At 49.2% G+C, this 13,804-nt stretch carries 7 protein-coding genes and 2 tRNA genes; 6 read left to right on the top strand and 3 right to left on the bottom strand.

Translation table 11 applies throughout. The features are described from left to right. Window positions 1–17: 17 nt before the first annotated feature. Complete coding sequence (locus GWK09_RS00200) at window positions 18–2,567, bottom strand: ATP-dependent Clp protease ATP-binding subunit (RefSeq protein ID WP_163691015.1); 2,550 nt, start codon at window positions 2,565–2,567, stop codon at window positions 18–20. A gap of 260 nt (window positions 2,568–2,827) precedes the next feature. On the opposite strand from GWK09_RS00200, the gene gyrA reads away from it, so the two are divergent. Together gyrA and GWK09_RS00190 are read left to right on the top strand one after the other, a co-directional pair. Continuing rightward, window positions 2,828–5,359: a DNA gyrase subunit A gene (gyrA, locus tag GWK09_RS00195; RefSeq protein WP_163691014.1), complete on the top strand. Its 2,532-nt coding sequence runs from the start codon at window positions 2,828–2,830 to the stop codon at window positions 5,357–5,359. Between the two features lie 30 nt (window positions 5,360–5,389). Next, window positions 5,390–6,655, top strand: coding sequence for a tetratricopeptide repeat protein (locus tag GWK09_RS00190; RefSeq protein WP_163691013.1), 1,266 nt, complete (start codon window positions 5,390–5,392; stop codon window positions 6,653–6,655). 47 nt (window positions 6,656–6,702) lie between these two features. Here the strand turns inward: GWK09_RS00190 and GWK09_RS00185 are convergent, their stop codons facing one another. Together GWK09_RS00185 and GWK09_RS00180 are read right to left on the bottom strand one after the other, a co-directional pair. Next, window positions 6,703–7,470 carry a C40 family peptidase gene (locus tag GWK09_RS00185; protein WP_163691012.1) on the bottom strand — a complete coding sequence of 256 codons (768 nt, stop codon included), beginning with the start codon at window positions 7,468–7,470 and terminating at the stop codon, window positions 6,703–6,705. A gap of 6 nt (window positions 7,471–7,476) precedes the next feature. Next, a complete protein-coding gene (locus GWK09_RS00180) occupies window positions 7,477–8,652 on the bottom strand; it encodes an acetyl-CoA C-acyltransferase (RefSeq protein ID WP_163691011.1) in 1,176 nt (391 codons plus the stop codon). A gap of 113 nt (window positions 8,653–8,765) precedes the next feature. Here GWK09_RS00180 and GWK09_RS00175 point away from each other — a divergent pair, with 113 nt between their 5' ends. The 4 genes from GWK09_RS00175 to GWK09_RS00160 all read left to right on the top strand — a co-directional run bounded on the left by GWK09_RS00175 (window position 8,766) and on the right by GWK09_RS00160 (window position 13,656). Continuing rightward, on the top strand, window positions 8,766–10,814 hold the full coding sequence (locus tag GWK09_RS00175; protein WP_163691010.1) for an HD family phosphohydrolase: 2,049 nt from the start codon (window positions 8,766–8,768) through the stop codon (window positions 10,812–10,814). A gap of 109 nt (window positions 10,815–10,923) precedes the next feature. Continuing rightward, window positions 10,924–13,272 carry a TonB-dependent receptor gene (locus GWK09_RS00170; protein ID WP_163691009.1) on the top strand — a complete coding sequence of 783 codons (2,349 nt, stop codon included), beginning with the start codon at window positions 10,924–10,926 and terminating at the stop codon, window positions 13,270–13,272. 87 nt (window positions 13,273–13,359) lie between these two features. Continuing rightward, window positions 13,360–13,443 (top strand) — tRNA-Ser (locus tag GWK09_RS00165). A gap of 138 nt (window positions 13,444–13,581) precedes the next feature. After that, window positions 13,582–13,656: transfer RNA gene (locus GWK09_RS00160), tRNA-Pro, on the top strand. The last annotated feature ends 148 nt before the right edge of the window (window positions 13,657–13,804 follow it).

The raw sequence follows: 13,804 nt of genomic DNA, 5'->3' as shown, positions 1-13,804 counted from the left end.
CATCTATTTCTTACAGCTTACGCTTTGGAAGACTTCTTGGCTTTGTTGATCTCAATAGTAAGGAGTTCTGATTTCCCGTCATAGTCCATAAAAATGCTGTCTCCTTCTTCCAGTTTCGAATTGACGATCTCTTCGGCCAGGGCATCCTCTATGTATTTCTGAATCGCCCTTTTAAGAGGTCTGGCACCGTATTGTTTGTCAAACCCTTTTTCCGAGATATAGTCCTTGGCCTTGTCTGAAAGATTCAGTTCGTAGCCTATGTCCTTGATCCTGTTGAACAATTTATCGAGCTCAATATCAATGATCTGGTGGATATGCTCTCTTTCGAGCGGATTAAAGACAATCACATCGTCTATCCTGTTCAGGAACTCAGGGGCAAAAGCTTTCTTTAGTGCGTTCTCTATCACACTCTTTTGGTGGGAATCCTCCTGGGATTTTTTGGCCGAAGTACCAAAACCTACCCCTTGTCCGAAGTCTTTCAACTGTCTGGCCCCGATATTGGAGGTCATTATAATGATGGTATTTCTGAAATCGATCTTCCTGCCCAAGCTGTCTGTCAGGTAGCCGTCGTCCAGTACCTGTAAGAGCATATTGAATACATCGGGATGCGCTTTTTCCACCTCGTCGAGGAGGATGACTGAATAGGGTTTGCGTCTGACTTTCTCAGTCAGTTGTCCGCCTTCCTCATACCCCACATATCCGGGAGGGGCACCTACCAGTCTGGAGATGGCAAATTTCTCCATGTATTCGCTCATATCGATCCGGATAAGCGCGTCCTCAGAATCAAACAATTCCTTGGCCAGTACCTTGGCTAACTGAGTCTTACCCACCCCGGTCTGACCGAGGAAGATAAAGGATCCTATGGGTTTGTTGGGATCTTTGAGTCCGGCCCGGTTACGCTGTATGGCTTTGGCCACCTTGGCCACCGCCTCGTCCTGCCCGATCACATTCCCTTTTATGAGGGCCGGCAATTCTGCCAGTTTGTTACTCTCGGTCTGTGCGATCTTGTTTACCGGGATACCACTCATCATGGAAACCACATCTGCCACATTGTCCTCGCTCACGACCTCCCTGTGCAGTTTGCTGTCTTCTTCCCATTTTTCCTGGGCCACTGCCAGTTCCTTCTCCAGGCGTTTTTCATCATCTCTCAATTTGGCAGCCTCTTCATACCGTTGTTTTTTCACAACCGTATTCTTGAGTTCCCTTACATCCTCTAGTTGTTTTTCCAGTTCGAGGATCTGTTTGGGCACGTCCATATTAACGATATGTACACGGGATCCGGATTCGTCCAGGGCATCGATGGCCTTGTCCGGCAGAAAACGGTCCGTCATATAGCGATTCGTGAGTTTTACACAGGCGAGGATGGCCTCATCCGTATAAATCACGTTGTGGTGGTCTTCGTATTTTCCTTTGATGTTCCGGAGGATCTCTATGGTTTCCTCCACGGTGGTGGGTTCTACCATGACCTTCTGGAACCTTCGCTCCAGGGCTCCGTCCTTTTCAATGTACTGACGGTACTCATCCAGGGTAGTGGCCCCTATACATTGGATCTCCCCTCTGGCAAGGGCAGGTTTGAACATATTGGAGGCATCCAGGCTCCCGGTGGCTCCACCGGCACCCACTATGGTGTGGATCTCGTCAATGAACAGGATCACATCGTCATTTTTTTCCAGCTCGTTCATCACCGCCTTCATCCGCTCTTCGAATTGCCCGCGGTACTTGGTGCCGGCAACGAGGGAGGCGAGATCAAGGGTCACCACCCTCTTGTTGTAGAGGATTCGGGATACTTTCTTGTTGATGATACGCAGGGCCAGCCCTTCAGCAATAGCACTCTTTCCCACTCCGGGTTCACCGATGAGCAGGGGGTTGTTTTTCTTTCTGCGACTGAGGATCTGGGAGACGCGTTCGATCTCTTTTTCACGGCCTACCACGGGGTCGAGTTTGTTCTCCTCAGCCAATTGGGTTAGGTCGCGTCCGAAATTGTCGAGCACGGGCGTCTTGGATTTCTTGCTCCCCTTTTGGGCAGAGGCTCCCCCATAGGAGGCTTCCTTCCCTTCGGAGGGCTCATCAGAATCGCTTGGGAAGGATTCTGAGGTAGGAGAATCCACGTAATCGTCCTCGCTGGTGATCATAGATTTGAACTGTTCCTTTACCCCGTCGTAGTCCACTTTCAGCTTGTGGAGCAATTTGGTGGTAGGGTCATTCTCATTCCTCAAAATGCAAAGGAGGAGGTGAGCTGTATTGATGGAAGAACTCTGGAACAATTTAGCTTCCAGGAAGGTCGTCTTCAAAGCGCGTTCAGCCTGCCTGGTGAGGTGCAGGTTCTTCTTGTCTTTTTGGGTATTCCCCGGATTGGGGTTGGCCGGACTCAGGATTTCCACCTTTCTGCGGAGATGGTCGAGGTCTACGTCCAAAGCGTCCAGGATACTAATGGCCTTTCCACTGCCATCCCGGAGTAAGCCTAACATCAGGTGTTCGGTGCCTATGAAGTCGTGACCGAGCCTCAGGGCCTCCTCCTTGCTGTAAGCAATTACGTCTTTTACTCTTGGTGAAAAATTATCGTCCATAAGGTTTCCTTAAAACACTTTAAAATTACTAAAACTTACCATAAGAACGTCAATAACCGTACCTATATTAGATTAAGTTGGCCTAAATGACGAAAAAATGCCCGATTTACAAAATAATTAACAGGGCTTTTATCAACGAAAATGACCATATGTCATGTTGATAAATTCTGCAATAAACTCAGCGTTTTGTACGCCTTAACCTATCATTTTACGTATATTGGGCCGATGTTTTAACCACTGATAAGCAATAGGATTTTTATATGGCGGAAGGAGAAAAATTGATCCCGATCAACATAGAGGATGAGATGAAATCTGCCTACATTGATTACTCAATGTCGGTCATTGTGTCACGGGCCTTACCCGATGTCAGGGATGGACTCAAACCGGTGCACAGAAGGGTGCTCTACGGAATGCACGAACTGGGTGTGAGATCTAACAGTGCCCATAAGAAATCTGCCCGTATCGTAGGGGAGGTTCTGGGTAAGTATCACCCCCATGGCGACACGTCTGTTTACGATACCATGGTGCGTATGGCACAGGAATGGAGCCTGAGGTACATGCTCATAGACGGGCAGGGTAACTTCGGGTCCATAGACGGGGACAGCCCGGCGGCGATGAGGTATACGGAGGCAAGGATGCGGAAGATCGCGGACGAAATGCTTACGGATATAGAGAAGGAGACTGTAGACCACCAGCTCAACTTCGACGACTCCTTAGAGGAGCCCACCGTCCTGCCTGCCAGGATACCCAACCTGCTCATCAACGGAGCATCCGGGATCGCCGTGGGTATGGCGACCAACATGCCTCCCCACAACCTGTCGGAGGTAGTGGACGGTACCGTTGCTTACATCGATAACCCGGAGATCGAAATAGACGAGCTGATCTCCCACATCAAAGCCCCGGATTTCCCTACAGGAGGGATCATCTACGGATATGACGGGGTTAAGGAAGCCTTTCATACCGGCCGAGGGCGCATCGTCATGCGGGCCAAATCCCATTTCGAGGAAGTGGATGGCCGCGAGTGCATCGTGGTGACTGAGATCCCCTACCAGGTCAACAAGGCGGATATGATCAAAAAGACGGCCGACCTGGTCAATGAGAAGAAGATAGAAGGTATCAGCAACATCCGGGACGAAAGTGACCGCAAGGGAATGCGTGTGGTGTACATCCTTAAGAGGGATGCAATCCCGAACATCGTGCTGAATACCCTGTACAAATACACCGCCTTACAATCCTCCTTCAGCGTGAACAACATCGCCCTGGTAAAAGGACGACCCCAGTTGCTCAACGTCAAAGAGATCATAACATACTTTGTCGAACACCGCCATGAGGTGGTAGTTCGCAGGACCACCTTCGACCTGAAAAAGGCAGAGGATCGGGCCCATATCCTGGAAGGATTGATCATCGCTTCGGACAATATAGACGAGGTGATCAGCATTATCCGCGCCTCTTCGGATGCGGATACGGCCAGGCAGAATCTGATCGAACGATTCGAACTGACAGAAGTTCAGGCCCGGGCGATCGTGGAAATGAGATTGAGGCAACTCACCGGACTCGAGCAGGACAAACTGAGGTCTGAATACGAGGAGATCCTCAAGACCATTGAGGACCTCAAAGACATTCTCGCCCGCAAGGAAAGGAGGATGGACATCATCAAGGAGGAATTACTTGAGATCAAGGAGAAATACGGGGATGAGAGGCGCTCGGAGATCAACTTCGCCGGGGGAGACCTCAGTATAGAGGACATGATTCCCGATGAGCAGGTGGTTATTACCATTTCCCACGCGGGATATATCAAAAGGACCCCCCTCACGGAATACAAGACCCAGCACAGGGGTGGGGTAGGCCAGAAGGCATCCTCTACCCGGAACGAAGACTTCCTGGAGCACCTCTTTGTGGGGACCAACCACCAATACATGTTGTTCTTCACCCAGAGCGGAAAGTGTTTCTGGATGCGGGTCTATGAGATCCCTGAAGGTAGCAGGACCTCCAAAGGCAGGGCGATACAGAACCTGATCAACATAGAGACAGACGATAAGGTAAAGGCCTTTATATGTACCCAGGACCTCAAGGATGAGGACTACGTCAACAGCCATTACGTCATTATGGCCACCAAAAAAGGTGTGGTGAAGAAGACCTCCCTGGAACAGTATTCAAGGCCCAGGCAAAATGGAATCATCGCGATCAATGTGAGGGAAGGGGATGAGTTGCTCGAGGCCAAGCTTACCACGGGGACCAGTCAGATCTTCCTCGGCCTGAAATCCGGAAAAGCCATCCGTTTTGAGGAAAGCAAAACACGGCCAATGGGCAGAAGTGCCTCCGGAGTTCGCGGGATCACCCTGGCCAGCGAGGATGATGAAGTGATCGGCATGGTCTCAGTACATAATTTTGAAGAGGATATCCTCGTGGTTTCTGAGAACGGATACGGAAAAAGGTCGAGTATTGATGACTACCGTATCACCAACCGCGGAGGAAAAGGGGTCAAGACCATTTCCATTACCAAGAAAACGGGAGGACTCGTGGCGATCAAGAATGTGTCCGATTCGGATGACCTGATGATCATAAACAAATCAGGCATTGCCATCCGCATGAGCGTGGACGATCTGAGGACCATGGGCAGGGCTACCCAGGGGGTAAGACTGATCAACCTCAAGGACAACGATTCGATCGCAGCAGTGGCCAAGGTTATGAAGGATGAAGATGATCTGGAGGAGGTAAACCTCAGGGATATCGAAGTTAAAACCGAAGATGGCACGGCTCTTGATACACAGGAACCAGAATCAGAAGAATAATTAATAAACACTAAACAAAAGATTAAAACAATGAGAACGAAACTATTCATTTTAACGGCTATGATGATTAGCGCGCTCGCTTTTTCACAAAAGAACGAGCTGAAGGATGCCGAAAAAGCCATGAAAAGTGGGGATGCTGCAGCAGCCAAAGCCAGTCTGGAATCTATTTCTGGAATGATAGGCGGGGCCGATGACCGTTCCCAGGCTCAATACTACTACGTCAGGGGGCAGGTGTTTGCCGATCTGGCCAAGAAAGGAGAAGCCGGGGCTTTTGATGAGGCGATCGCTGCCTACAAAAAGGTGATCGAAGTGGAGGATGCCAGTGGGAAGCAGAAGTACAGCTCAGATAGCGGGCAGGCCCTGGCGGGAATGACCTCCGACCTGATCAATGCGGCTGTTGAGGACAACAACAACAAAAAATTCAAGGAAGGGGCCGATAAACTCTACATGGCTTACAAGTTGAGCCCACAGGACACCATTTACCTTTACTACGCCGCCAGCAGTGCGGTTAACGGGCAACATTACGAGCAGGCTCTAGGGTATTACGAGGAGCTTAAGGATCTGAATTACGACGGAAGCACCATGTCCTACAAGGCCACGAACGTAGAGACTGGAGAGGTTGAAGAAATGAACGACAAGACTCAGATGGACATCATGATCAAATCCGGAACCTACAAGGATCCGGTCATGGAGCGATCTCCTTCTAAAAGTTCTGAGATCATTAAGAATATTGCCCTGATCTACACTCAGCTCGGGCAGGACGAGAAGGCCCTACAGGCCTATAAGGATGCAAAAATAAAAAACCCGAATGACGTGAACCTGGTCCTGAATGAGGCCAACCTGTATTACAAGATGGGTGATAAGGACCGATTCAAGAGTCTGATGGCAGAGGCTTCCAACATGGCTCCGGACAACCCGGATCTCCAGTACAATATTGGAGTGATCAATATGGAGCAAGGCAATATGGAAGAAGCCAGGGCGGCCTACCGCAGGGCTATTGAGATCAATCCGGGCTATGTGAATGCCCAGCTCAACCTTTCCACTACCTATGTAAATGAGGGGAATGCGTTGATCGATGAGATGAACAGCCTGGGGAATTCAAGGGCAGATATTGCGAGGTATGAGGAATTGAAGAAACAAAAAGACGGACTTTTCAGAGAAGGTGCTCTGGTTCTGGAGGATGCCCTGAAAAACAATCCGGATAACCAGGGAATCCTATCCCAGCTGAAGAATATCTATGGAGCCCTGGGGGATAATGAGAATTTTATGAGGATCAAGAAACTCCTCGGAGAATAATTTTCATTACTGACATAAAAAAGAACCCGGCAAGCTGCCGGGTTTTTTTATAGGATCTTTTTGATCACGCGAAGCCGGTGGGTGTATCTTCCCTGTTCCTGATCGTAGATTCCGCTCTGATCCAGCCGGTCTATACGGACCTTTCCGTGGGCGTGAATCACGTGGTTGTCCTTCATAATGAGCCCCACATGGGTGATCTTTCCCTCCTCATCATCAAAGAAGGCGAGGTCTCCGGGGTTACTCTCTTCCACAAAGCTCAGTACTTCCCCTAAAAGAGCCTGGTCCCAGGCATTTCTGGGAAGCTTGTATCCGTTGATCTTATAGACCATTTGTGCCAGACCCGAGGCATCGATCCCGAAAGGGGTCTTTCCTCCCCACTGGTAGGGGGCGTTGAGGTAGAGGAAGGCGGTATTCAGCAAGTGGGATTTTTCGAGTGTACCCCTTACCAGTTCTCCCTCGTAATCGTGTTTCAGGTGGTCTGCAAAATGGACTACAGAACCCAGTAGCACAGGGATGAGTTGGTTATTCCCCATACTGACAAAGGAGATGAGGTCTGAGGCATGGGCGGGTTCCCGGGCCGACTTCAAAGCCTGATAGTCCTCCTTTTCAAGTGCATGGGATTGATTTTTGGGGATCCACCCCTCGGTCCCGTCATAGGTCACCCGTATCTTTACCCATTCTTTCCGGTGGTCTGTCACCTTGTACAGGTCCCCGTACAAGAGCTGGGTCACCTGTTCCCCCGATGGATTTGCGGTATTCCTGACCGGGATGATACTCTGGGCACAGAGCCCGTAGTGATGGGCGTTTTTTTGCAAGGAATCTTATTTACGTTCCAGGAGCAGGGCTGAGGCACCTCCCCCTCCATTACAGATAGCTGCTGCCCCGTATTTACCGTTGTTCTGCTTCATCACGCTGAGCAGGGTGATAACGATTCTCGCTCCGGAGCAACCCAAAGGATGCCCCAGGGACACGGCACCTCCGTTGACATTGACGTTGGAATCCTTAAGGCCTAGGAGTTTCATATTGGCAAGACCTACCACAGAAAAGGCCTCATTGAACTCAAAAAAGTCGATTTCCTCTATTTTCAAGTTCGCTTTTGCAAGCGCTTTGGGAAGGGCCTTTGCCGGGGCCGTAGTAAACCATTTGGGTTCCTGGGCGGCATCCGCATAGGCTTTGATAGAGGCCAGTGGTTTGAGATTCAGTTCGGCCGCTTTTTCGGCGCTCATCAGCACCAAGGCGGCTGCACCGTCATTGATGGTGGAGGCATTGGCCGCCGTGACCGTACCGTCCTTAGTAAAAGCCGGCCTTAGGTCAGGGATCTTCTCTATTTTTACATTTTTGAATTCCTCATCCTCGGAGACGATCAAAGGTTCCCCCCTTCTTTGGGGTACTTCCACGGGGACCACCTCATCCGCAAATTTTCCCTCGGCCCATGCTTTGGCGGACCTCTGGTATGATTGGATCGCGAAGGCGTCCTGGTCCTCCCTGCTGAACTTGTGTTCCGCCGCACAGAGGTCGGCACATACGCCCATCGCATTCTGGTCATAGGCATCTACCAGACCATCTTTTTGCATGCCGTCCTCCAGAGTTGCCGGGCCGAATTTTTGCCCCGTCCTCATATGCACATAATGAGGGATCAAACTCATGTTCTCCATCCCGCCGGCCACCACGATGGAGGTGTCGCCCAGGGCGATGGATTGGGCTCCCTGCATGATGGCCTTCATCCCGGAGGCGCAAACCTTATTTACTGTGGTACAGGGAACCGTATCAGGGATCCCGGCGTAGATGGCGGCCTGGCGGGCAGGAGCCTGGCCGGTCCCGGCCTGTACCACGTTGCCCATAAGCACTTCTTCCACCTGGTCCGGGGCAAGGCCTACCTTTTCGAGAGCCCCTTTGATAGCAATAGCACCCAATTTAGGTGCCGGAATACCGGATAATGCCCCCATAAAACTTCCGATAGGGGTCCTGGCGACTGAAACGATTACGACTTCTTTCATTGTTGTGTAGTTCTGTCGCGAAATTAAGAAATTATGTGCCAAAGAAGAGCCTTAGAATATAAAAGAGGAGGGATGCCATTATATTTTCTATTTTTATTGCAGCGGATGACTGCATGGAAGATTCACTAGATAAACTTTATAAGAACCAGGGCCTGATCTACAAGTACATCCTGTATTTTGTGACGGTAGGCTGTATTGTTTTCTTCTTCCCCAGGGGAGGGAAGTTCAAATACGAATTCCAGAAGGGAAAACCCTGGCAGTACGAGAACCTGTATGCCCCCTTCGATTTCTCCATCCGTAAAGGGGAAGAGGAGATCAGTAGGGAACAACAGTCCCTGAGGGAGAAACAAATTCCCTATTACACCTATGACACGGCTGTGGTGGCAGAGGTCAGCCAAAATTTCCGGGAGGATTTCCAGGTCCTTCTGGATAGCCAACAGCTTACAGAGAGGCAGAAAAGACGGCTGAGCCGGATAGGGGAGGATATCCTGCTCGAATTGTACCGGAACGGGATCCTGCAGAATACCTCGGGCAGGGAAGTACCGGAATTTCTTTACCTGGTGAGGAACAATGAGGCCAGCCGAGTCAGGACCGATGCCCTTTATTCCCTCTCGGAAGTGGATTCCTTGGTCAGGGATATCCTCAAATCGAGAAGGGCGGGCGACTATTATTCGATTTTTCAGGATGTGTTCTTCAACGCGGTCAGGCCCAACGTAACTTATGATGCGGAACTTTCAGAAAAAGAGTTGGCAGACGAACTTTCCAAGATCTCTACCACCCGGGGGAATGTAGACGAGGGGAAACTCATCATCGCCAGGGGGGAGGTGGTTGAAGCCGAGAACCTCAACATCCTGAATTCCCTCAAGGCAGAGTTTGAGTCGGAGTTATGGTCGGCAAACAATCAGTACCTCATCCTTTTTGGTTACACCATCCTTGTGGCACTGGTACTCATGATGTTGTTCCTTTTCCTGAAGAAGTACCGCCCTGCGATCTACCGGAACAACATCAAGGTCACCTTTATCTTCTTTAACGTTCTGCTGATGGTCTTTCTGACCACCCTGGTGGTTAAGTACGATGAGGCTTATGTCTTTGTGGTGCCCCTCTGCATCCTCCCACTGATCCTCAAAACCTTTTTCGATGCCCGACTGGGGCTTTTTGTCCACGTGCTTACGGTGTTGATCCTGGGCTTTGTGGTACCCAATAGTTTTGAATACATCTTCCTGCAGATCATAGCAGGGATCGTTACCATCCTGACGGTGTCAGAATTGTACAAAAGGGCTAACCTCTTTATTTCGGTCGGACAGATCACACTGATCTATATAGTGGGCTATTTCGCTTTCCACATCATACACGAAGGGAACCTGGATGATATGAACTTTTTTACCTTCGGCTTCTTCCTGCTCAACGGTATGATTACCCTGTTCGCCCAGCCACTCATCTACATCTATGAAAAAATATTCGGTATGGTCTCCGATGTGTCCCTTCTGGAGTTATCCGATACGAATTCCCGCCTGCTGAAAGAACTATCGAATAAAGCACCCGGTACCTTTCATCACTCCCTCCAGGTCGCCAACCTGGCTGAGGCAGCTGCCAATGCGGTTGGGGCGAATGCAATGCTTACCCGGGTGGGCGCCCTGTATCACGATATCGGTAAAATGAACAACCCCACTTATTTTACGGAGAACCAGGTAACCAATGTGAACCCCCACGACGATATAGAACCCAGGGAAAGTGCCGAGATCATTATCAACCACGTCATAGAAGGTATAGAGATGGCCCAGAGGAACAATATACCGGACAGGGTGATCGACTTTATCCGCACCCACCACGGGACCACTCGCGTGTATTATTTTTACAAGAAAGAAATGGAGCGGAACCCGGAGACAGATGAAGTGGCTTTCACCTACCCGGGCCCCATTCCATTTTCGAAGGAAACGGCTATTTTAATGATGGCCGATTCTGTGGAGGCAGCATCCAAGAGCCTGGTAAACCCTACCTATCCCGTAATCGAGGAGTTTGTGGAAAAGATCGTGAACGGGCAGATGAAGTCTAACCAGTTCCTCAATGCCAACATCACCTTTAAGGAGATCGAAATGGTAAAAAAGGTACTCAAGCAAAAACTCACCAATATTTACCACCTCAGGGTGGAATATCCGGAATAGGCCATCTGTTCGTCGACGTTAAAGAATTCCCAAAGAATTTGGGGAATTCCTCATTCCATCCTAACTTAAAGGCAATACTACTTTTTATTAATAGTAATACTTTCATTACATGAGATTCTGTTTGAATTGTTATGCCGTTTTTATCCTGTTTTTCTCTTCTTTCTATTTTGTTTCGGGACAGGGAAATAGTAACCATTTCGAAGAAGGTGTTCACCACATCAATTTTACGGATACTGGACTTAACCAACAGGTGCTGGCCGACTCACTCTGGCTATGGCAGGAACGGGTAGACCTGCAAATTGATAGGCCTGTCGTACGACCAGAAGAGGTTCTTTTCTTTAAAGCTAACATACTCACGGGGCCAAACCAATACAGGGTCAGCGCCAGTGAGGTCTTAAGGCTGGAACTTTTGGATGGGGATGGGAAGCTGCTCAAGAAACAGGTTCACAGGATTACGGAAGGGAGTAGCTCGGGATCTTTGGAATTGCCAAAAAAGATGGACGCTGGAATTTACTATCTCAGGGCTTATACCCGCTGGATGTTGAATTATGGCCTCAACCATCTTCCGACGAAGAAAATTCTTGTAAAGGACCGGAAAGATGATTTTTTTAAGGAAACGAACGAGGATCTGGTAGTTGTTCCTGAAGGAGGCTTTCTTGTCAGCGGCCTTCAGACCAAGGTCATCGTCTCGTCCGGAACCCTGAATTTAGAAGCAATCCCAGTGGTAAATCAAAAGGGAGAAATCGTTGCGAATATCAATACCTACGGCAGGGGCCTTGGTGCTTTTCAACTGACACCTGTTTGGGGAGATACCTATGCAGTGCGTATTGCTGATGACCGGCTGGTACCATTACCTGAAGTCCTTGAAAAGGGTTACAATATGCAGGTCAACAACCTCGCGCCTGAAAAGATGATCGTACAGATAACTGGTTCAGGTCCTTCTGGAAAATCGTCATTGTATCTCCTGGGGAAATCCGGAGGAGCCACCTATGTGGATAAGGAGGTCGCCTTTGACGATGATCTGGTGGCCCGTATTGAGATACCCAAATCGGACATTCCTGAAGGCATTTTCCACTTGCAGCTTAGGGATGGATCCGGGCGGGCTTGGAGCTACAGGCCCGTAGTGGTCGAAAAGAATGAGCTGCAGATTCAGGCAGAGAAGTCCTTCGATTCTGAGGGAACGGAGATACTGAAAATAAGGGTAACAGACAGGGACAATGAACCCGTTGAAACTACCTTGTCCCTTAGCCTTACGGGAGAGGTTCTCACAAATCGGTCAGGAGGAAGACTCCCTTTTGATTTACCAGCCCGAATACTGGATCGCAGTACAGCTTTTGTCAATGATCTTAAAATCCTCTCCGGAGAGCAGCAAATTTCTACTGGCTTGTTGAAAAGGTCTGCTGTCCCTGAAAGGATCAAATACGACTTCCAGAAAGGAGTGGATTTTTACGGACAGGCATACAACCTCTATAACGAGTTGTTGAGAGACACAGACATACAAATCCTGATTGAAGAAGGAGACAATGTCTATGTCCGGGAGGTAAGAACGGACGATGATGGTCGGTTTCAGCTTTCTGATCTGGATATATCGGGAGAAGCTACCCTGGTGTTCAGGACTGCAGGAGAAGAAACGGAAGCCAAACTGGTTAAGGTGATCCCTTTTGAATTCGAGACCCCACCCCTAATAATTCCTGAGGTTTACAAAGGAACTTTGATTCCAGAGGAAACACTCAATTCAAGCACAGAATTTATGGGCAACCGTGAAGAAAATGAGCAGATCATAGCCTTAAATACGGTGACCCTGATAGCCACCCGTGAACTAAAGAAATCGAATATTCCGGATTATGCATTACAGGCTACGAGGGTCATTAGCCAGGAAAGGGAAAGACCTGTACCCATAGACCAATTATTCCTCAATATTCCAGGTGTTCAAGTGGTAGGACTGGGAACTCCGTATCCTTATTTGTCCATTCCAAGGGCGGCAGGACTGGGACCTCTTTTGTGGGTTCTGGATGGCTTTATAATGAACCAAAGCACAACGCTGGTCGATATCATAAGTCTGGTACCTTATACCGATGTCGAGAGCATAGAGATCCTGATCGGTGCGGAAGCTTCTATTTACGGTACGCGGTCAGCCGGAGGTGTCATCTCCATAAAGACCAGATCCGGTTCGGACGTCGATTACCTTGCGCGGAAAGACGCACAGGCTGTATTGCATGGGTATCACGAATCCCCTTCTTTCAAAGAGATCAGTGGGGGAGAGCGCAGCCGTAGGAAAGGCAGAATAGCTCTCACCACTCTCTTCTGGGACCCTGTGTTGAAGACCGATAAAAACGGGGAGGTGATCATACCCCTGCCCGGTGCTGAGGAGTTCGATTTGATACGCATGGAGGCCAGGATCTTCACCCAGGATGGGAAGCAAGGGAATATTGAAAGCTTTTTCACTAAAAACAATTGAAAAAGTTGCGTTATTACCTTTGAAAAAGTACTTTTGCACCCGCCTCATGGATGAACTGAAAGATCATTTTTGAGACATTGACAAATTGGAGAGGTGCCGGAGTGGTAACGGAGCAGATTGCTAATCTGTCGACGCGTAAGTGTCGCCTGGGTTCGAGTCCCAGTCTCTCCGCCTTCGCTACGCAAGAGCGTAGCTCCGGCGGACAGGTCCGCCAGTATAAAGTTCATATTTCATTTACCCAGATTGCCATTAATAATAGTAATTTAGGTTTTGGAATTTATTTATTGGAATTTGCAGCTTTAGCTGCTACGGGGTGTAGCGTAGCCCGGTTATCGCGCCTGCTTTGGGAGCAGGAGGCCGCAGGTTCGAATCCTGCCACCCCGACAGTAAAGTAGAACCATCGTCTTTAGGCGATGGTTTTTTATTTTCCTGTACCGAGTGGAATTCATTCTGATGAGAGACAGGAAAATAAAAAACGCAATGAGCGCAGCGAATAGGTTCACTTTACTGTAAAGCAGCCCTTCAGGATCAC

Origin of the sequence: Muriicola jejuensis, from assembly GCF_010671595.1 — a bacterium.
GTDB lineage: Bacteria > Bacteroidota > Bacteroidia > Flavobacteriales > Flavobacteriaceae > Muriicola > Muriicola jejuensis.
This window is presented reverse-complemented; position numbering and strand designations above follow the sequence as displayed.